Source organism: Chloroflexota bacterium, from assembly GCA_016219275.1.
Lineage (GTDB): Bacteria > Chloroflexota > Anaerolineae > UBA4142 > UBA4142 > JACRBM01.
Map to the genome: position 1 here is coordinate 224,376 of JACRBM010000040.1, position 20,542 is coordinate 244,917.

General features: G+C 56.7%; 21 protein-coding genes. 19 read left to right on the forward strand and 2 right to left on the reverse strand.

Annotation, left to right across the window (positions count from 1 at the left end):
• The first annotated feature begins 17 nt into the window (after positions 1 to 17).
• The 6 genes from HY868_10140 to HY868_10165 all read left to right on the forward strand — a co-directional run bounded on the left by HY868_10140 (position 18) and on the right by HY868_10165 (position 7,740).
• The gene (locus HY868_10140) at positions 18 to 1,181 is read left to right on the forward strand and encodes a molybdopterin-dependent oxidoreductase (GenBank protein ID MBI5302487.1); all 1,164 of its coding nucleotides are present in this window, start codon (positions 18 to 20) and stop codon (positions 1,179 to 1,181) included.
• A gap of 99 nt (positions 1,182 to 1,280) precedes the next feature.
• Positions 1,281 to 2,273, forward strand: a complete 993-nt coding sequence (locus HY868_10145; protein MBI5302488.1) for a molybdopterin-dependent oxidoreductase — start codon at positions 1,281 to 1,283, stop codon at positions 2,271 to 2,273.
• 180 nt (positions 2,274 to 2,453) lie between these two features.
• Positions 2,454 to 3,293: a 4Fe-4S dicluster domain-containing protein gene (locus HY868_10150; GenBank protein MBI5302489.1), complete on the forward strand. Its 840-nt coding sequence runs from the start codon at positions 2,454 to 2,456 to the stop codon at positions 3,291 to 3,293.
• Positions 3,286 to 3,945: a cytochrome b/b6 domain-containing protein gene (locus HY868_10155; protein MBI5302490.1), complete on the forward strand. Its 660-nt coding sequence runs from the start codon at positions 3,286 to 3,288 to the stop codon at positions 3,943 to 3,945. The genes HY868_10150 and HY868_10155 overlap by 8 nt, the downstream gene beginning before the upstream one ends.
• A 52-nt stretch (positions 3,946 to 3,997) precedes the next feature.
• A complete protein-coding gene (locus tag HY868_10160) occupies positions 3,998 to 5,785 on the forward strand; it encodes a hypothetical protein (protein ID MBI5302491.1) in 1,788 nt (595 codons plus the stop codon).
• Positions 5,786 to 5,913: 128 nt separating this feature from the next.
• Positions 5,914 to 7,740 (forward strand): PAS domain S-box protein, encoded by a 1,827-nt coding sequence (locus HY868_10165; protein ID MBI5302492.1) that lies wholly within the window; start codon positions 5,914 to 5,916, stop codon positions 7,738 to 7,740.
• A gap of 55 nt (positions 7,741 to 7,795) precedes the next feature.
• Here the strand turns inward: HY868_10165 and HY868_10170 are convergent, their stop codons facing one another.
• A complete protein-coding gene (locus HY868_10170; GenBank protein MBI5302493.1) occupies positions 7,796 to 8,374 on the reverse strand; it encodes a Uma2 family endonuclease in 579 nt (192 codons plus the stop codon).
• A 310-nt stretch (positions 8,375 to 8,684) separates the two neighbouring features.
• On the opposite strand from HY868_10170, the gene HY868_10175 reads away from it, so the two are divergent.
• The 13 genes from HY868_10175 to HY868_10235 all read left to right on the forward strand — a co-directional run bounded on the left by HY868_10175 (position 8,685) and on the right by HY868_10235 (position 19,738).
• Positions 8,685 to 9,467, forward strand: coding sequence for a PocR ligand-binding domain-containing protein (locus tag HY868_10175; GenBank protein MBI5302494.1), 783 nt, complete (start codon positions 8,685 to 8,687; stop codon positions 9,465 to 9,467).
• Position 9,468: 1 nt separating this feature from the next.
• The gene (locus tag HY868_10180) at positions 9,469 to 9,795 is read left to right on the forward strand and encodes a winged helix-turn-helix transcriptional regulator (GenBank protein ID MBI5302495.1); all 327 of its coding nucleotides are present in this window, start codon (positions 9,469 to 9,471) and stop codon (positions 9,793 to 9,795) included.
• 97 nt (positions 9,796 to 9,892) lie between these two features.
• A complete protein-coding gene (locus tag HY868_10185; protein MBI5302496.1) occupies positions 9,893 to 10,771 on the forward strand; it encodes a hypothetical protein in 879 nt (292 codons plus the stop codon).
• 66 nt (positions 10,772 to 10,837) lie between these two features.
• Complete coding sequence (locus HY868_10190; GenBank protein ID MBI5302497.1) at positions 10,838 to 11,359, forward strand: YeeE/YedE family protein; 522 nt, start codon at positions 10,838 to 10,840, stop codon at positions 11,357 to 11,359.
• Between the two features lies 1 nt (position 11,360).
• The gene (locus tag HY868_10195; protein ID MBI5302498.1) at positions 11,361 to 11,642 is read left to right on the forward strand and encodes a YeeE/YedE family protein; all 282 of its coding nucleotides are present in this window, start codon (positions 11,361 to 11,363) and stop codon (positions 11,640 to 11,642) included.
• Between the two features lie 57 nt (positions 11,643 to 11,699).
• Entirely contained in the window at positions 11,700 to 11,915 is a 216-nt protein-coding gene (locus tag HY868_10200; protein MBI5302499.1) for a hypothetical protein, read from the forward strand.
• Positions 11,916 to 12,043: 128 nt separating this feature from the next.
• Entirely contained in the window at positions 12,044 to 14,224 is a 2,181-nt protein-coding gene (locus tag HY868_10205) for a molybdopterin-dependent oxidoreductase (protein ID MBI5302500.1), read from the forward strand.
• Positions 14,225 to 14,268: 44 nt separating this feature from the next.
• On the forward strand, positions 14,269 to 14,826 hold the full coding sequence (locus tag HY868_10210; protein ID MBI5302501.1) for a 4Fe-4S dicluster domain-containing protein: 558 nt from the start codon (positions 14,269 to 14,271) through the stop codon (positions 14,824 to 14,826).
• 84 nt (positions 14,827 to 14,910) lie between these two features.
• Positions 14,911 to 15,897 carry a polysulfide reductase NrfD gene (gene nrfD / locus HY868_10215; protein MBI5302502.1) on the forward strand — a complete coding sequence of 329 codons (987 nt, stop codon included), beginning with the start codon at positions 14,911 to 14,913 and terminating at the stop codon, positions 15,895 to 15,897.
• An 84-nt stretch (positions 15,898 to 15,981) separates the two neighbouring features.
• The gene (locus tag HY868_10220; GenBank protein ID MBI5302503.1) at positions 15,982 to 16,617 is read left to right on the forward strand and encodes a cytochrome c; all 636 of its coding nucleotides are present in this window, start codon (positions 15,982 to 15,984) and stop codon (positions 16,615 to 16,617) included.
• Between the two features lie 102 nt (positions 16,618 to 16,719).
• Positions 16,720 to 17,757 carry a cytochrome b N-terminal domain-containing protein gene (locus HY868_10225; GenBank protein ID MBI5302504.1) on the forward strand — a complete coding sequence of 346 codons (1,038 nt, stop codon included), beginning with the start codon at positions 16,720 to 16,722 and terminating at the stop codon, positions 17,755 to 17,757.
• Positions 17,754 to 19,223 (forward strand): hypothetical protein, encoded by a 1,470-nt coding sequence (locus tag HY868_10230; protein MBI5302505.1) that lies wholly within the window; start codon positions 17,754 to 17,756, stop codon positions 19,221 to 19,223. The genes HY868_10225 and HY868_10230 overlap by 4 nt, the downstream gene beginning before the upstream one ends.
• A 77-nt stretch (positions 19,224 to 19,300) precedes the next feature.
• Positions 19,301 to 19,738 carry a Rieske 2Fe-2S domain-containing protein gene (locus HY868_10235; protein ID MBI5302506.1) on the forward strand — a complete coding sequence of 146 codons (438 nt, stop codon included), beginning with the start codon at positions 19,301 to 19,303 and terminating at the stop codon, positions 19,736 to 19,738.
• Between the two features lie 23 nt (positions 19,739 to 19,761).
• Here HY868_10235 and HY868_10240 read toward each other — a convergent pair whose 3' ends face one another.
• Positions 19,762 to 20,427: a helix-turn-helix domain-containing protein gene (locus tag HY868_10240; protein ID MBI5302507.1), complete on the reverse strand. Its 666-nt coding sequence runs from the start codon at positions 20,425 to 20,427 to the stop codon at positions 19,762 to 19,764.
• Positions 20,428 to 20,542 lie beyond the last annotated feature (115 nt).

The following is a 20,542-nucleotide window of genomic DNA, read 5'->3' on the forward strand; positions in this document are numbered from 1 at the left end:
TGACTCGGCGGAGTTTTTTGAAAACCTCCGCGTCGAGCGCGGGCGCGTTCCTGTTTCTCGACCGCGCGTTCTGGTCGTTGACCGAGGGCTTGGCGAAACTCGGCGTGACTCCGCCGTGGTTCAAAGGGCAAGTCAAGACCACGTACAACTATTGCGACATTTGTCCGTGGCGGTGCGGCATCGTCGTCCAGAGCGTCGGCAATCGCGTCTACAAAATTGACGGCAACCCGAAAGATCCGAAATCGCGCGGGATGTTGTGTGCGCGCGGGCAAGCCGGCGTTTCGTTTTTGTACGATCCCGACCGCTTGAAACAACCGATGATTCGCACGGGCGAGCGCGGCGAAGGCAAATTCAAAAACGTTTCGTGGGAAGAGGCGTTGGATTATTCCGCGAACGCGTTGAAAAAATTGCGCGATCAACACGGACCCGAATCGCTTGCGATTTTCGGACACACGTCCGGCGATTTCTGGTTCACCGATTATTTCGCGCAGGCGTACGGCACGGTCAACGCGGCGAAAGCATCGGTGACGATGTGCACCGCGCCGCGCGAAGAAGCGTCCATCATCACGACCGGTCGCTCGATTGGCAATCACGAGCCGGTGGACTGGGAAAAATCGAAATGCGTCGTGCTCATCGGCACACACATCGGCGAGGACGCGCGCAACACGATGATGCAAGACCTGGCGACCGCGCGCGCGAACGGCGCGAAACTCATCGTCGTTGATCCGCGCTATTCCTCCGCCGCGATGAAAGCCGACGCGTGGCTGCCAATCAAACCTGGGACGGACACCGCGCTCTTGCTCGCGTGGATGAATGTGCTCATCGCCGAAAATCTGATTGACAAAGCATTCGTTGCCAAGTGGACGGAAGGATTCGATAAACTCGCGGCGCACGTCAAGACGTTCACGCCGGAATGGGCGGCGCAAATCACCGACTTGCCCGCCGATAAAATTCGTGAGACCGCGCGGATGTTCGGCGCGGCGCGACCCAGTTCGGTCATCGTCCCAGGTCGGCACGTCGTGTGGTACGGGAACGATACGCAGAGAATGCGCGCCGTCTACATTTTGCTGGGCTTGACCGGCTCGTACGGACGCGAGGGCGGGTTGTATTTCAACAAGCCGCCGTTCCTCGAAGAAATTCCGCATCCACCCTTTGCCGCCGCGAGCGGCGCGGGTGGCTGAGCGTCCACCCCTGGGGAGGAGGCAGGTCTGCCTCCAGGACCGACTGGCAAGACGCGCGCGGACGGCATCCGCGAGAAATTCTTGCGCGGCGGCACGGCGATGCAAGAACTCGTCGAACCGATGCTCACCGGCAAGCCGTATCCGATCAAGGGGTTGATCGCGTACGGGTGCAACATTTTCCACACGATTCCGAACGTTCCGCGCACGAAACAAGCGTTGAAACAATTGGATTTCGTGATGGTCGTGGACACACTGCCGCAAGATCACGTCGCGTGGGCGGATGTCGTTCTGCCCGAAGCGACGTACCTCGAACGCTACGACGAACTCTGGGCGTGCGGACACAAGACACCGTACATCGCAATGCGCGAACCGGCGATTGACCCGTTGTACTATTCGCGACCCGCGTGGTGGATGGTACGCGAACTGGGTTTGCGCCTGGGTCTGGACGATTTCTTCAAGTGGAAAACCGCTGAGGAATATCTCAATCAGCGTCTCGGTTCGATTGGCTTGAATCTCGGTAAACTGCGCGAGCAAGGTGGCGTGGCGGTACAAAAAGGCAAGGCGTACCTCGCCGATTTCGAAGCCGAGAAATCATCGCCGTTCACGACGCCGACCGGCAAGCTCGAATTCTTCTCGGACGCGTTGGAAAAAGCGAAACTCGATCCACTGCCCAAGTACGAAGCGACGCCCGACGCGCCCGCCGGATTCTTCCGCCTGCTCTACGGTCGTTCGCCGGTACACACGTTCAGCCGCACGCAGAACACGCCGGTGCTCAACGAGTTGATGGCAGAGAACGAAGTCTGGATCAACGACGAAGCCGCCGCAAACCTGGGTCTAAAACACGGCGATAGCGTAATGCTCGAAAACCAGGACGGCGTCAAGAGTGGTCCGATCAAGGTCAAGGCGACACCGCGCATTCGCAAAGATTGCGTGTACATGATTCACGGCTTTGGGCACGACGCGCCAGGTTTGACGCGCGCGCATAAACGCGGCGCGAGTGATGCGATGTTGCAAACCAAGTACAAACTCGATCCGATCAGCGGTGGGGCTGGCTTGCGCGTCAACTTTGTGCGGTTAGTGAGGGCGGCATGAAAGAAAAGATTTTTGTTGTCATTGCGAGGAGCGCAGTTTGCGACGAAGCAATCCCCAACCCCACCCTAGCCCTCCCCTTGGTAAGGGGAGGGGTGGGAGGGGTGGATTGCTTCGCAAAAACCGCTCGCAACACTTGCACCGCACGCAAGTGCAGGTGTGACATGACGGCGGGGGCGTGACATGGCAACCCGTTACGCCTACTCGATTGATCTGGATCGTTGCATCGGTTGCCAGGCATGCATCGTCGCGTGCAAGACTGGCAACGAAGTGCCGCTCTACGACACCTTCATCAACGTCGGCGACATTGTCACCGGCAAGTCGCCCAACTTTTTCGGCACGTTCGCGCATCATCGTTGCTTTCACTGCGGCGACGCGCCGTGCGTCACCGTTTGTCCGACCGGCACGCTTTCGAAATGGAATGGTTTGACGATTGTCGAGCCGGAAAAATGTTCGTCGTGCGGGTACTGCACGGACGCGTGTCCGTTCAAGGTTCCGCACATCGTGGACAATCACGTTTCGAAATGTATCGCATGCCTCGAACTCGTCAAGGATGGCGGGACGCCGTGGTGCGCGCAAACGTGTCCCAGCCAGGCAATCAAGTTTGGCGACCGCGAAAAAATTCTCGCGGATCTAAAAACGCGCGTCGCGCAAGTCAAGTCGCGTTTTCCGAACGCGCAACTGTACGGCGAATCGCCGCTCGGTGGGTTGGGGTTGATCACACTCTTGCTCGACAAGCCCAGCGTGTACGGCTTGCCCGACGATCCGCAAATGCCATTGATGGTGAACACCTGGCAAAAGGTCGTGCAACCCGTATCGGTTGGGTTGACGCTCACGGCGCTGGCAACGACCGGCATCGCGTACTTTATCGCACGACGACAACACGTGCGCGAAAAGGCAGAGACGTTGCACGCTTCGCGGACGTCTCTACCGGCTGAAACACCGGCGGAGGTTCAACCTGAGCAGAGTGCTGAGCAACCGTCCAAGCAAGCAGAGTCGAAGGAGAAGAAAGACAATGGCTAGCGAATCGGTTCTCGTCAAACGCTACCTGCCAACTCAGCGACTCGTGCACTGGATCGGCGTGCTGACGTTTCTCATTCTGCTGTTTAGCGGCGTCATCCTGATCGCGTCGCCGCTTGCGCCGCTCGCCGCTGGCGGCATTACGCGGACGATTCATCGCATCGCGGTCATCCCGTTCATGCTCTTGCCGATTCTGTACGTGGTCCTGAATCCAAAGCAAGCGATGGAATTGCTCAAGGAATCGTTCACGTACACGCGCGACGACATCGAGTGGTTCAAGCACATGCCCGCGTACTTCCTGGGTCGCACAAAAGGGTTGCCGCCGCAAGGGCGCATCAACGCCGGGCAAAAACTGCATCACGCCGCGACATTTCTAATGTTCAACTTTATCGCGTGGTCTGGGTTTGTGCTGTGGTTCGGCAAAGGTCAACTCGGTTACGATGGGCTTGCGATTGCGGCGATGATCCACGACCTCTCGATGCTGGGTCTCACCGTGCTGATGATTGGTCACTTGTACTTTACGCTCGTGTACGATGCGCTGTCTTCGATGTTGACCGGCTACGTCACCGAAGAGTATGCCAAAATGGAACATGCCAAGTGGATCGCCGAATTACCGGAGAATGCGTTTGTCAAACCGGATGAAAAGAAAAAGTAGGAGCAAATTGGAAATTTGCTCTACCGATAAAAATTCCAAGGAGAAGAAGAAAATGAATGCTCGCAAATTTTTCCTGATTGCCATGCTGTTCGTGTTGGCAATCGTGGCGGTGGCGTGCGCGACACCGACACCGACGCCGATGCCGATCCCGACACCAATCCCGCCGACCGCCGCGCCTAAGCCAACGGACGCGCCCAAAGCGACCGAAGCCCCCAAGCCAACCGTCGCGCCGACGAAAGCGGCTGAACCAACCAAGCCCCCCGCCGCGGCGTTCGACGTCAAAGCCGCGCTCGACAAGTATTTTTCCGCATTGCCGGATGGTTTCAGCACGATTCAACCCGCCGCGGTGAAAGATCAAATGGCGGCGACCAAGGTCTTTATCCTCGACTTGCGCGAAGCGAACGAAGTCGCGACGGACGGGTACATTGACGGTTCGGTCGTGATTTCAGTTCGCTCGTTCTTGAAAAACTTGGATAAACTTCCCGCGAAAGATCAACCGATCATCACGACCTGCGCTGGCGGTCATCGCGGCGCGATGGCGATGGCAACATTGCAAATGCTTGGCTATACCAATGTCAAGAGTATGGCGGGTGGCATTCGCGGTTGGAAGACGGCGAACCTGCCAGTCGTAATGACCGGCACGCCTGCGATGCCGGTCGCGGGCAAAGCCCCCGAAGTTGACAAGGACCTGTTTGCCGCGTTCGACAAGTATTTTTCGGCTTTGCCGGACGGATGGGGCACAATCCAAGCCACCGCCGCCAAAGACCAGATGGCTGCAACCAAAGTCACCATTCTTGATGTGCGCGAAGCCAGCGAATTCGCGACGGGTTACATTGAAGGTTCACTCAACATCTCGATTCGTTCATTGTTGAAGAGCGACAAATTGCCTAGCGACAAAGCGACCCCGATCATCGCGACCTGCGCGAGCGGGCATCGCGGCGCTATGGCAATGATGGCATTGCAAATGCTCGGCTATACCAACGTCAAGGCGATGGTTAACGGCATCAATGCCTGGAAAGCCGCGAACCTGCCGGTCGTGGGCGGCGCGCCGGCTGCCGCCGCGTTCGATCTGAAAGCAACCTTCGACAAGTACTTTGCGGCGTTGCCGGATGGTTTCGGCTTGATTCAGCCCGCCGCGATGAAAGACCAGATGGGCGCGACCAAGGTGTTCGTCCTGGATATGCGCGAAGCGAGCGAGATCACGACGAACGGTTTCGTCGAAGGCGCAGTCAACATTCCGACGCGCACGCTGATGAAGAATCTCGACAAACTGCCCGCGAAAAATCAACCGATCATCGTCATGTGCGGCAGTGGCGTGCGTAGTCCGTTGGGCATGGCATCGTTGCAACTCCTAGGTTACACCAACGTCAAGTCGCTCGCCGGTGGTTTCGGCGCGTGGAAAGCCGCGAACTTGCCGGTGGCTACTGGCACACCCGCCGCACCCGTTGCCGGTAAAGCGCCCGACGTCGACAAGGACCTGCTCGCCGCGCTCGACAAGTGGTTTACCGCGCTGCCCGATGGGTACGGTGGAGTCGCGCCCGCCGCGGCAAAAGATCAAATGGCGGCGACCAAGGTCACGTTGATTGATGTCCGTGAAGCGAGCGAAATCGCGAGCGGCGGCAAGATCGAAGGTTCGATCAGCATCCCAGTCCGCACGCTGATCAAGAGTCTCGACAAACTGCCCGCCGACAAAGCCGCGCCGATCATCGTCACCTGCGCGAGCGGACATCGCGGCATGTTCTCGATCATGGCTCTGCAGATGCTGGGTTACACCAACGTCAAGAACATCTCCGGCGGCGTGAACGCGTGGAAAGCCGCGAACCTGCCGGTCGTCCAATAATTTTCACATAACCGAAATGCAAGACGCGACGCCTGGCACAAATTTGTGCCGGGCGTTTGCATTTTTGACAATGTGTTTCAATTGCGGTACAGTCGTACAAATTGTGCATTTTTGTGGGAGCAAAACGGATGTGGGCAGGACTGGGACGTTGGCTATCTCTGCCAACCTGGCAAAACGAAGAGGATCGCCAAATTGCGCGAATCTTGCTGCGGATTATGCTCGCGGCGGTGACAGCATTTTTTCTCGTAATCGTAATCGGTTTGTACGTGCGACATTCCGCCGTCGTAATCACGTGCATCATCGGCGGCGTCTTGCTAATCGCGCCAGTGAACTTGCTGCGGCGCGGGCATTTGCGCGCGAGCGGCATCGTGCTCGCGCTCGACACACTCGGTGTCGTTACTTTTTCTGCGCTGGCCGGCAAGGGCATTCACGACGTTGCGATCATCGCGTACCCCATCATTGTGTTGTTCGCGGCGCTGGCGCTGGGCAAACGCAGTTTTGTAATTTTCGTTTTTCTGACGAACGGTTCGATCGGTGGGGTGGCGTGGGCGATGTTCTTGAGCGCGCCCGATGTGACGACATTGGCAGAAGCAATTACGGCAATGATGGCGATTACGGTTGCGGCGTTCATCGCGCATCTCTTGGCGGAAAATATGCGGCAGAACCTGGCACACGCGCAACGCCAAGTCGCGGAACGTCAACGGATCGAAGTCGCCTTGCGCGAGAGCGAAAAACGGTATCGGCTTTTAGCGGAAAATATTTCGGATGTCATTTGGATTCTCGATTTGGACGCCGCGCGTTTTCGCTATGTCAGTCCCTCGGTCGAGCGGCTGCGCGGTTATACCGCCGAAGAGGTGCTCGCGCAAGATATGGCGGCGGCGCTCACGCCCCAGTCGCTGGCATATCTACAGCAAGCTCTCCCAGGGTGGCGCCACGCCTTCCAGCAAGGTCAGACGCACATTGACGGGTATGCCGAACTCGAACAACCCTGCAAGCATGGCGGAACAGTGTGGACCGAAGCCAAAGCGCGCTTTGTCGTCAACCCAGACAACGGGCATTTAGAAGTGTACGGCTTGTCGCGCGATATTTCGGCGCGCAAACAGATCGAAGATCAACTGCGCCAACTCTCGCGCGCCATCGAGCAAAGCCCGGTGTCTATCGTCATCACGGATACTGTCGGCGACATCGAGTACGTCAATCCCAAATTCACCCACGTGACAGGATACACGTTTGAAGAAGTACGCGGCAAAAATCCCCGCATCCTCAAATCGGGCGAGATGCCACCCCAAGCATACAAAGAATTATGGGAAACGGTTTTCACGGGGAAGGAATGGCGCGGCGAATTTCACAACAAAAAAAAGAATGGCGAATTGTACTGGGAGTCCGCCTCGATTTCGCCAATCACCGATATGGCTGGGAAAATCACCCATTTCGTCGCCGTCAAAGAAGATATTACCGCGCGCAAACGAGACGAAGAACAATTGCGCTTTCTCAGCACGCACGACACCCTCACCGGGCTGTACAATCGCACATTCTTTGAAGCGGAAGCCGCGCGGCTAGAACAAAGCCGCGCTGTTCCGATCAGCGTGATCATCGCCGACGTGGACCGGATGAAAGAGACCAATGATACCCTGGGACACCACGCCGGCGACGAATTGCTCCGCCACATCGCGCAGGCGCTGCAGTCGGCGCTGCGCACGTCCGACATTATCGCGCGCATCGGCGGCGACGAGTTCGCCATTTTGTTGCCCGAAACGGACGCGCGGACGGCAGACCAAGTATTGGAACGGATCAAGACAAAACTGGGTGAATCTCAGACCAGGCGCACGGATCTGGTTCTGAGTTTATCGCTCGGCGTGGCAACCGCCGAGGGTGGGCAACTCGAAGAAACGTTCCGTCTCGCCGATCAAGGCATGTACACCGACAAGCGCGCCCATAAACGGAACGGCGGATAATTAAAAGACCTTCCAGGTTTTCTCATGTAACCTGGAAGGTCTTTGCTCATTCTCGTCATTTTCGCCACGACGCCTTGGCGTAAATTTGCGCGAGAGGAATCTCGCACTCGACCGCGGCGAGTTTTAAGCTTGCCTCCAAGCCCTCGATCATCTCCACCGTCCACAAATCGCCGGCGCGGCGGTACACCTCGACATGCGCTTGCTCCGACTCCACCACCACATACTCTTGCAAACTCGGAATCTGTTTGTAGAAGTTGAATTTCGCGCCGCGATCATACGCGCGCGTGGACTCGGATATCACCTCGACAATCAACAACGGATTCATGATCGTATCGTTGTGTTGCTCGGCGTACTGAATCTTGCCGCACACGACTATGGCATCGGGATATGTGAACAGACCACTGCGCTTGACGAACAAGCGTGCATCGCTGGTATAGACGTGACAGGGCTTGGACTTGCCATCAATTTGTTGATTGAGCACAGTGATCAATCTGCCGGCAATTTCACTGTGATCAGTAGTGCAACCCACCATCGCAAAGATTTTGCCATTGTAGTACTCGCTCTTGGATTCGGCGGCATGTTCCATCGCGAGGTACTCGGCGGGCGTGAAATTGTTTTTCACTTGTCGGTTCATCGTCGCCTCCCGAACGCGCGCCAAAAGGTATCTACCCAGCCCATCCTTGCGAAGGTTACCAACCACGTTGCCGAGACTTGGCGCCTTCAAACCTTCGCACGGCTGAACCATCGCGCCAAAAGTACAGCGCGCGCCTCTACGAGTGTCAACCAGTTCACGCACAACGGTGCATTTGGATGATTTCTCCATCGGCGCGGGATGTGCGGCAATCCTCCACGCCACCCTAGTCAAGATTCAGAGACGCTAATTTTGACCAATTTTGACCTAATTTGCTATTGTAAATTATAGCAATTTATTGCAAAATAGGCACATGGACGATCTGCTGACCACCAAACAATTGATGGGTTTATTGAGCGTAGACCGCACGACGATCTATCGCATGCTGAACGATGGTCGCTTACCGGCGGTACGCGTCGGCGGACAATGGCGCTTTCCGCGCCAAGCCATCGAAAAATGGCTCGGCGAACAACAAGAACCCGCCGCAACGGATTCGGGTGCATCTATCGCGCCGCCGACAACGCCACATGCGACCATCGAAGTTTTGCCGGTCTATTGTTTGCAACCGATTCAAGAAGTGTTCGCCCAGACGAGCGACGTGGGCGCAATCACAACCGATCTCAACGGCAAACCGCTCACGCCCGTCAGCAACTCGTGCGCGATGTGCAACTTGATTCTTGCGACAGAAAAAGGACGCGCGCGGTGCGCGGCATCGTGGGAAAAACTCGCCGACCAAGCGGAGAAACAACCGCGCTTGGAAAAGTGCCACGCCGGTTTGACCTACGCGCGCGGGCGCATCGTCGTTCAAGACGAATTCATCGCGATGTTTTTCGTGGGGCAATTCGTCGTGGACGATCCAAAACCGCTGCGCGCGAAAACGCATCTAGCCCAGGTCGCGCGCGCGTGCGATGTGGATCCAAAAGAACTGACGCGCGCCGCGCAGAACATCCGCGTCCTCGAAAAAACTCGCGCCGAGCGTTTGCTTCATCTCTTGCAAATGGTCGCCGACACGTACTCGCACATCGGCGAAGAGCGACTCGATTTGGTCACCCGCTTGAAAAAAGTTGCCGAAATCGCGGGCGTCTCAACGGGATAACATGGCTCAATCTATTTTCGATCTCCAAGCCGAACTATGCCAGGCGATGTCGAACGCGACGCGCTTGCGCCTTGTCCACGAATTGCGCCAGGGTCCGCGTCGCGTCGGCGAATTGGCGCTTGCCGTCAATCTGGCGCAAGCCAAAGTGTCGCAACACCTGGCGATCTTGCGCACGCGTAACATTGTTCACGTCCAGCGTGAAGGCAACGAATCCATCTATCAAATCACGAATCCCAAAATCGAACAGGTCTGTGACTTGATGCGCGAAGTGTTAGCAGAACAAGCGGCGCAACGTTCGGAACTGATGCAAACGATGCAACAAAACTAGATCAATCATCAAGGTGATGAATGCCTTGGAAAAACGCTCGCCGGTTTTTTCCAAGGCGTTTTTGTGTCCAGGATTTTTTATAGGAGCGACGAAACGTATGCGAAAGAAACACGTCGGATTTTTTCTGGTGCTGGCAATTCTGTTGGCGACCGTTGTCTTTATCGCCTATCCGCGACCGGCAGATGCGCAGTGCGGTTCTACCGCGTCGTCGTGCAAGAATTGCCATGAAGTGCAAAAAGCGATGCCGGTCAACGCGAAAGGCGCGTGGCATACCGCGCACGCGTTTGGCGATTTCTGCGCGTTCTGCCATTCCGGCAACACCAAGTCGAAAGATAAAACTGCGGCGCACACCGGCATGCTCGATCCATTCACCGATGTCAAGGGCGGCTGCCAATCGTGCCACCCGAACGATTACCTGGATCGCGCGAAAAAGTACGCCGACGCGCTTGGCAAAACGATTGGCGCCGGCTCTGGTTCCGGCACAACGACCGCGAGTGGCACGACGATGACCGCGGACGCCGGACCCTGTGGTCCTGCCGCACCTACCGGCGGTCAGACGATTGACCTCAACAAGGTGTACGCTGAACTCGACCAAGCCGCGCCCAATATTCTCGGCAACGCGATTTTGATCGGGTTGATTCTTGCCGTCGCGTTCGTTCTCGCGGGACTCGTGTTTTATTACGAAAAACCTTTGCCGCGCGGCATCGCCGCGTTCCGTCAACTGCTCGCCACGCCAGTCGCCGCGCCGGAAGGTGTCGTGACGCGTCCCGAACTAGGATCGTTGTTGCCTCTACTCTCGTCGAGCGATCCTGGGACGGTGCGCGCGGTGACGCAACTCCTCTCCGACCGCGAGAACGGTCCGCGCATTTTGAAAGCGTTGAGTCATCTCGATTTGCGCGCGCTCGCGGAATTGGGCGAGAGCGATCAAAAGGCGCTCGCGTCATTGTTGACGCTGGCGAAAGAAATGAAGGCGTAAATTACCAATTACCACTTACCACTTACGCAATTTGTAATTTGTAATTGGCTTGAGGTGAAAACAATGATGAAACTCTTGAAACAGAAAGAATGGTCGCCGTATCTTGCTGGGACGTTACTGGGTTTGGTGTACGTCATCAGCATCGCCGTCACCGGCATCATCCCCGGCGCGTCCGGCGCGTTTGAAAACATCGGGGGGTTGATTGCGCAGGTGCTCTATCCCGACTTGGTGAAGAACACGTACTTTCAATTCGTGATGCCACCTGGCATTACGACCGCCGTGATGATCTTACTTGGTATCATTGTCGGCGCGTTCGTCTCGGCGAAATTGTCCGGCGATTTCAAACTGCAAGCCGTGTCCGATCCGCAGTGGAAACGCGTGTTCGGCAACGCGATGTGGAAACGCTGGCTCGTGTTGTTTATCGGCGGCATCATTTTGGAATTTGGCGCGGGCATCGCGGGCGGCTGCACAAGCGGATTGGCAATCGGCGGCGGCTTGTTCCTCGCGCCCTCGGCATTCATCTTTATCGCGGCGATGTTCATGTCCGGCATTCCGGTCGCGATGTTGATGTACTGGAGGAAATACTAGAATGTTTGAAATGATCTTTTCGCTCGTGATGGGTTTTGGTTTCGGCTTTGCGCTGCAAAAAGCCGGTCTCGGCAAGTACAACAAAATCGTCAACGTGTTTCGCTTTACCGATCTCGCCGTGCTCAAGTTTATGATGACAACGCTCGCCGTTTCGATGATTGGCGTGTTCGCGCTCAACTCGCTTGGCATCATCGCTCTGCCGAATATTCCGGCGACGTACGTCGTCGGCAATCTCATCGGCGGTTTGATTTTCGGCGTCGGCATGTCCGGCGCCGGCTTCTGACCGGGTACGTGCGCCGCTGGAAGCGGTCAAGGCAATCTCGATTACTTGATTCCTGGGATGCTCGGTTTCTTGACGGGCGCGCTGATCTTTGGCGCGGCATATCCGACGATCTATCCACCGATTAGCAAAATCATCAACCTGGGCAGCACGATCCTGCCCACCGCCCTCGATGTGAATTTGTGGTTGAGCATTTTGCTGTTCGTGTTGATCGCCGTCACGCTGTTCTACTTTTTGGAAAAGTTTGGGCAGTTGCGCCGCGACAAGGCGGCGTGATTTCAGATTGCAAATTTCAGATTGCAGATTGAAGGTTCGTAAATCTGAAATCTGAAATCTGAAATCTGAATTTGGAGTTTGGCATGAGTGATCACGAAATCAAGGTAGGCGATACGTTTCATTGGGAGATGTCGCGCCGTCAATTCTTGGCGATGAGCGCGGCAACCGTTGGCGCGCTCGCGGTGGGCGCGATTCCGTTTACGCACAACTCGGGCGCGAAACCGGTGCGCGCGCAAAACTCGCACACGCCGCCGACCAAGTTTGATCGCGAAGTGTTCACATTGTGCGAGCAATGCGTGTGGCGGTGTGGCTTGCGCGCCAAAGTCGTCAACGGCAAGGTGTACAAACTCGACGGCAACCCGAACCATCCACACTCGAACGGCATGTTGTGCCCGCGCGGGCAAGCTGGCATCGCCGCGTTGTACGACCCAGACCGTTTACAATTCCCGATGATTCGCGGAGGTGATCGCGGCAGTGGAATGTGGAAGCGCGTCACCTGGACTGAGGCGCTCGATTACGTCGCGGGCAAACTGCAAGCAATCAAGCAACAGTACGGACCCGAAGCGATGGTGTTCAGTTCGACGCACAACTTGTCCCAGGTGCAGTTTGAAAATCTCTTGCGCGCGTACGGCTCGCCGAATTACGGCACGCAACGCTCGCTCTGCTTCAACGCGATGATTGTCGCAAATCTGTTGACGTTTGGAATGCAAGAACCGGGGCGCGATTACAGCGCGGCGCAATACATCATTTATTCCGGACGCAATCTTGCCGAAGCGATTTCCAATTCCGAAACGCAGGATCTGATCGCGGCGATTGATCGCGGCGTGCGCGTCGTTCTGCTCGATCCGCGTTTTACCAAGACCGCGTCGAAAGCGACCGAGTGGTTGCCGATTCGACCGGGCGCCGATCTCGCGTTTTATCTCGCGATGTTGCACGTGCTCATCACCGAAAATTTGTACGCAAAAGAATTCGTCGCCAAGTTAACTGCTGGCTTTGACGAAGTTTCAAAAGCGGTCAAGCCGTACACGCCGGAATGGGCGGCGAGCAAAACTGAAATTCCGGCGGCGACGATTCGCCGCATCGCGCGCGAGTTTGCGGTTGCCGCGCCGCACGCATTCATTCATCCCGGCTGGCGCACATCAAATTTCGTCAACTCGTTCCAAACCGAACGCGCGATGGCGATCATCAACGCGATCTCCGGCAACTGGGGCGAGCCAGGGGGATTTTTTGCCGGCGCAGGTGAAGAAGGCGGCGGGTTAGGCGCGATTCCGCAACCGCCGTACCCGCGCGCGTCGGCGTTGCGTCTCGACGGTGTGCCGTGGAAGTATCCGCTCGTCCCGCTCGAAATCGGCGTGTATCAGGAAATGCGCGACGCGATTCTCGCGGAGAAACCGTACCCCGCGCGCGGCTGGTTCGTGCATCGCCAAAATCCAATCGCGTCGCTGCCCGAACGACGCAAGACGCTGCAAGCGTTCAGCAAACTCGATTTCATCGTGACGGTAGACACGACGATGAACGATACCGCGTGGTTCAGCGATGTCGTTTTGCCAGAGGCGACGTACCTCGAACGCTATGATCCACTCGCGGTCGTTGGCGACGGCGTGTTCATTCGCCAGCCCGTCGTGCCCGCGCTCGGCGAAAGCAAATCGGCGTTGTGGATTTTCAAAGAACTCGGCACGCGGCTGGGTCTGCAAGATTATTTTCAATACAAGGACGAGGAAGATTACATTCGCCAACAACTCAAGCCGCTCGGCATTTCGCTCGAAGAGTTGAAAGCGAAAGGGCATTATCGTCCGCCAAGCCATGAAGCGGCAACGGAAGAATTCAAATTCAACACACCGAGCGGCAAGATCGAATTATATTCCGCGTCGCTCGCGAAAAATAACTTTGCGCCTGTCCCGGTTTGGCAAGAACCGCCCGCGCCGCCCGCCGATCAATTTTATCTGTTGACCGGCAAGGTCGCGCAGCATACCCAGTTCGGCACGCAAAACAACAAACTTTTGTCCGAACTGTTCCCGGAAAATGTCGTGTGGATTCACACCAAGCCAGCCGCCGAGCGCGGCATCAAAGATGGCGACTGGGTCTACGTCGAAAGCACCGCCGGCAAAATCAGGATCAAGGCAAACGTCACCGAAGCGATTCGCCCCGACTGCACGTACATGACGCCTGGGTTTGGTCACTTGTCGAAAGGGAATCGCGTATCGTATGGCAAAGGCGCGAGCGATTCGGATATCCATTTGACCTTCACCGACCCGGCGAGCGGCGGGCAAGCGTTGTCGCAAACGTTCGTCAAAGTGTACAAGGCGTGAAACCTTGAAACCTTGCGAAGGTTCGGCAAGGGTGAGGAAGAATCATGGCATCAGAAAATAAACGACGCTGGGGATTTGTGATCGAGGTCAAGCGGTGCATTGATTGTAAAGCGTGCATGGTCGCGTGCGAAGTTGAAAATGCCGTACCGCTGGGCAAACATCGCAACTGGATCGGACGCATCGGACCGACCGGCACATTTCCAAACCTGGGTTTGAAATTCGAGCCGGGCAATTGTATGCACTGCGAAAATCCGCCGTGTATGCGCGTGTGTCCGACCGGCGCGACATATCAGCGCGAAGATGGACTCGTGCTCGTGGACTATGACAAGTGCATCGGTTGTCGTTACTGCATGCAAGCATGCCCGTACGATGCGCGCTATGTGGATCACGAACACGGTTACGTGGACAAGTGCACTTTTTGCGTCCATCGTCTCGACGCCGGACAACCGCCCGCGTGCGTCGAAACGTGCGTCGGCGGCTCGCGCCACTTTGGCGATCTAAACGATCCGAACAGCGAGGTCTCGAAATTGCTCGCGACGCGCGATCATTACGTTGTGTACGAAGAAGCCGGGACAGAGCCGAAGATTTTCTACGTTTCATAATGGAAACAAAGGAAATAAGGGAAATGAAGGAAATTTCCTTCTGTTCCCGCATTTCCCTCCTTTCCCTTGCTTTTCGAGGTTTTCATGGAACAAATTGAATGGAACTTGCTTGTCGTCAATTATCTTTTTCTCGCCGGCTTGAGCGCGGGCGCGTTTGCGATTTCGAGTTTCGCGACGTACATCGGCGGACCGCACTTTAGGCGCGTCGCGCGCATCGGCGCGCTCATCGCGCCGTTCCCGGTCGCACTCGGTGTCGGCATTCTCGTGCTCGACCTGGGACGACCGCTCGCGTTTTATAATTTGTTTCTCACCGTGCAATTCACCTCGCCCATGTCTATTGGCTCGTGGTTACTAACTGGTTTTATCTTTTTGGCGCTGGCATACGCCGCGCTGTGGTTGCCCGCGCCGTTCGATAATTTGTTGCGCGTTCCCAGCCGCGCGCACCTGCGCGATTTCTCGCGCTGGACACCGCTCGCGCAAAATACGATTCGCCGCTGGCGTGCGATTCTCGCCGCGATCGGTTTTCCGCTCGCGCTCGGCGTCGGCATCTACACCGGCATCTTGCTCGGCGCGATTCCGTCGCGACCGTTTTGGAATACGCCGATGGTTGCGCTACTATTTCTGTTCTCCGCGATGTCGTCCGGCACGGCGACGGTGTTGCTCGTCACCGCGCTGCTTGGCACACGACACGAACACGGGTACGAAGAGGAACGCCGTCTGCTCGTTTCGACCGACGTGGTTTTGATTGTGCTCGAAATTTTCATGCTCGTGCCATTCCTCCTGCATCACGCGCTCTCGACGTGGAGTTCCGCGTCGTCCATCGAATTGATCCTGGGTGGCAAGTATACGCTCTGGTTCTGGATCGGCGTCATCGTGCTCGGCATTGTGTTGCCCTTGTTGATCGAAGCGTACGAATTGTTCCCGGTCATTTTGAAAGAAGGTGCGGCGCGTTACAGTCTCGCGTTGAGCGCAGTCTCGGCGGTGCTTGTACTCGTCGGCGGATTCATTTTGCGTTTTGTGTTTGTGTATGCCGGGCAAGCGTCGCATTTTTTGCCGCTGGTGGAGCGGTGACAATGTAAACAGGTAAACAGGTAGACAAGTAAACACGAACCTGTTTACCTGTTTACCTGTCTACAATCTTACGGGGTTATTCCTTTGAAAAAACTTTTTCTCCTCGTAGCGCTCGCCCTCACCCTCGCCGCATGTGATCGCCGCGTGCCCGCACCGCCGCGTCCGACGATTCAATCGGTTGCATCGAACACAACACTCACCGGCGATGTGGCAGATGGCGCGAGGTTGTGGCGCGAGAAACAATGCGTCGCGTGTCACGGCGCGACTGCGCTGGGAGGCATCGGCAAACCGTTGGCGAACACCGCGCTGCCATTCGATCAATTCTTGTCGAAAATTCGCAACGCGATACCGCCCAAGCCGGCAATGAACGCGAACGATTTGCCAGAAGCGGACGCGTACTCGATCTATTTGTGGTTACACGCGTTCGGCGCGCAATCGTCAAAGGCGACACCCGCACCCGCATTGCCGTCCGGGCAAATCCTGGGAATCCAGGTCTGGGTCGAAAAAGGATGCGATCAATGTCACGGCGCGTTCGCACAGGGAAGTCCGAGCGCACCGGCACTTGCGCGTGAAAATTTTCCATTCGAGCGACAACGCGCGGTCATGCGACAGTACTCGGAGCAAAACCCGGCGCACAGTGAAAAGAATATCGCTGACGATCTTTTGCAACGCTTGCTCGACTGGCTCAAGCGCGGCGCTGACCCGGCGAGTGGCTGTTAAAACAGATAGGACGCAGACGAGCACAGACAACCGCAGATAAATTTTCGCAGGGCGTCCGCGTTCACCCGCGTTCATCGGCGTCCAATTTAGATTTGATTTTGAATGTCTCGATTTTGGCGTAAAGAAAAGAGTATCATTTACGCGCTCCACCCGGAAAAAATTCCGGCAAGCGGAGCGCGGCTTACATACACGTTTGGACTCGGCGGTATCGCGGTTCTCTCCTCACTCGTCACGCTGCTCACCGGCGTCGCGCTCACGTTCTACTACGTCCCCACACCCGGCGACGCGCACGCTTCGCTCATTCTCATTCAAGACGTCGTGAGTTTCGGCGCGGTGATGCGCGGCTTGCATTACTGGGGCGCGCAAGTGATGGTACTCGCCGTGACGCTGCACCTCGCGCGCGTCGTGTTCACCGGCGGCTATCGTCCGCCGCGCGAATTCAACTGGCTCATCGGCGTCGCGCTTCTCGTCATTACGCTTGTCTGGGATTTCACCGGCTATGTATTGCGCTGGGACGATGGCGCGTACTGGGCATTTCTCGTCGGCACGAATTTGTTGCGCGAAATTCCAGCGTGGGGCGATGCGATCTATCGCGCGATTGTCGGCGACGTGCAGATCGGCGCGAACGCGTTGTTGCGCTTTTACGGCTGGCACATTTTCGGGTTGACCGTCGCCGGCGTGTTCGGCGTTGTGTACCATTTGTGGCGATTACGCAAAGACGGCGGCATCTCGCGTCCTTTGCCGGACGAAGGCGAGACGCGCGAATTTATTTCGCGCGACGAATTGTTCTTCCGCGAATTCATAACCGCCGCGTTGGTTTCCGCCACGCTCGTTTTCATCACGCTGATTTTTCCCGCGCCGCTGGGCACTGCCGCGAATCTCGACGCCGGTGTGAGCGATGTGCGCGCGCCCTGGATTTTTCTCTGGGTGCAAAATCTGTTGCGAATTCTGCCGCCGCTGTGGGCGGGGATCATCGCGCCGCTGTTCATTCTCGCACTCATCTCCGCGCTCCCGTTTTTGGATCGGCGCGGACCTGGACGCGCGATTTGGTTTGCACGCGAACGCTGGAAGCCGCAAGTGATTCTCGCGGCGATTGCGCTTGTGTTGATTGCGTTGAGTGTGCGAGAGGTATGGCGATGAAACACAAGGGAGTGGAGGGAAACAAGGGAAATGAAGGAACTGAGGGAAAAACCGAGTTCCCTCAGTTCCTTTATTTCCCTTCAACCTGGCTCTTCATCGCTGGATTTGCATTACTATTCGCCGCACTTGCAATCGCCTGGAACGAATCGCACCAGCCCTGGCAAGGTTGGATCGCACGCTACAACACGCAAAGCGATGTAACGCCGGTACCTATCGAGATTCGCACACTCGTGCCGACCCAGACCGGCAAGCCAGAGTTGTGCGTCACGTGCCACATCGGGATCGAAGACATCAGCGCGTCGCACCCGGCGGAGACGTTTGGTTGCGTCGTTTGTCACGGCGGACAGCCGCTCGCACTCGATAAAGATCGCGCGCACACGACGATGCGCGGCGGGCGCAATCCATCCGATCTCAGCGTCGCGGCGCAATCGTGCGGGCAAGCGAATTGTCACGGCGGCTATACGGACGCGGAGCGGAATCATGTAGATCGCGTTTTGAAAAGCGTGCAGGCAACATACGCGGGCGGCGTCGCGCACGTGCGCTTTTCGTTCGGCGCGCAAAAATCGCCAACTGCGTTGTTCGGCATTCGCGCGGTGAGCGATCCGACCCAGGTTTTGCCGAGCAAGGAGTTGCGATCACTCGATATGTTTGCGACGAACCCAGTTTCTGGAACGCTGGATGCGAAAATGGTGTCGTGCTTGGACGGCGGTTGCCATCTGTGGACGACGCCGGCGAAACCGCAAGCGTATGCGTATCGCAGTTCGGGCTGTGCCGCGTGTCACTATGTTTACGCGGACGATGGGTTGTATCGCGGCAAGGACGCGACGATTGCGCGCGATGAACCGGGGCATGGCGTCGCGCATCAACTCACAACCGCGATTCCGTTTTCGCAATGCAATCACTGCCACAATCGCGGCAACTATGATTTGAAATCCATGACGTTCGATCTACGCGACGATTTGTCGCCGGTCGCGCGCCCGCTCTCCGCGCAAATGCCTCTCGAAGGGCGGCGGTTGCTCGAGTACTATCAGCCGATTGCTGATTTCACAAAGTGCGAGTACGAGTTGAACTGCGTGGACTGTCACACGGCGCAAGAAGCGATGGGCAACGGGCGCATCTACGGTTCGAAAAAAGACGCGCAGTACATTCAATGCCAAACGTGTCACGGCACGCCGACGACGAAACCGCAAACCGCGACGATTCGCAGCGCGAATGAACTCGCGATGCGGCAGGCGCGCATCAACGGACATGCGGAATTTTTGAAGGTGGGCGATCAAGTGATCGTGACCGAGCGCGGGGAATTATTGTGGAGCATCAAGCAGATCGCGCCGAACAAGTTTGTGCAGACCGAAAAAGTGTCCGGCAAAATCCACAACGTGCCGCTCGTGCAAGGGAGCAAGTGCACGCAAGATGGCAAGACGCAAACGTCGGACTATTGCCATGAGTGTCATGCGGTAGTCAGATAGTCGAATAGTCGGATAGTCGCATCGTCAACGTGACTACCCGACTATTCGACTACTCGACTATGAGACTAGACGACTAGATGACAAGACGTGATTTCCTAACAAACCTGGGTTACGGCGCGTTCCTTGCCGCGAGTGGGGCGTTGGCGACGATGTTCGCGCGCTTTCTCGCGCCGAATATCGTTACGCCCGCGCCGGGTCCGGTCGAAATCGGAATGGCGGACGAGTACGCGGTTGGCTCAGTGACGCACATCGAAAATGCGCGTGTGTACCTGGGACGCGACGAGCGGGGATTCTACGCGATTAGCGCGACGTGTACGCACCTGGGTTGCACGCCGCGTCTCGATGGCGACAAGTTCGCATGTCCGTGTCACGGCAGTCGTTTCTCGCGCGAGGGTAAAGTGCTCGCCGCGCCGGCAACACGCGCGCTAGATCGCGCATTCGTTGGGCGCGCGGCGAACGGCAAATTGTTCGTGGATCGGAGTCGCGTCGTGGATGCGAGTTATCGCCTGATCTGATCGCCAGTCTCAATCAATGTGGTTTACAACCCAAAGTGTTGTTTGGTCGGATGATCGCGCGCATCTGTCGGAAACAGTACGAGCAAGGATTGCGAAGGCACTTCGCCCACATTCTGCCAACGATGCGGCAAATGGGATTCGAACAACAGACTATCGCCTGGCTCTAACAGGTAGGTCTGAGTTTCAATCGTGTATGCGATGCGTCCTTCGAGACAGAACACAAACTCGTAGCCGGTGTGAACAATTGGATTGGCACCGCTACTCGCAAACGGTTCGAGACGAACCATGAAGGGTTCCACCCCGCGCTCGGTCAAACCCGCGCCCAGGTCTTCCAGACCACCGTGTTCAAACGCGACGCGCGGTCGGCGGTTCGATTTGATATGCGCGATCTTGCTCTGGGGTATATTCGTTTCAAAAAACGCGGTGATTGGTAGTTCAAGCGCGCGCGCGATCTGCTGCAAGGTGCTGACACTGGGTGACGTTTTCCCATTTTCAATTAGCCCCAGGGTATTGATCGAAAGACCACTTTTTTCGGCGAGCGCGCGAATGGAAAGACCGCGTTCGGTCCGCAACGCGCGTAACCGGCTTCCAACATCCACTTCGAGAACCGATTGTGATCCATTCGCAGCGGCTAACTTGCGCCGACCGTGGACTCGGCTTGCCGCGCGACGCGATGTTTGTTTAGGCATGGCATCACCCACTCTGGTTGAGAGTTCTCCCAGCATTATAGTTTAGAACAGCGGCAAGTCAATGCCTGGGCACACCAATTGACGCTTGCCAAATTATCAATCCCCATGCTTGGGG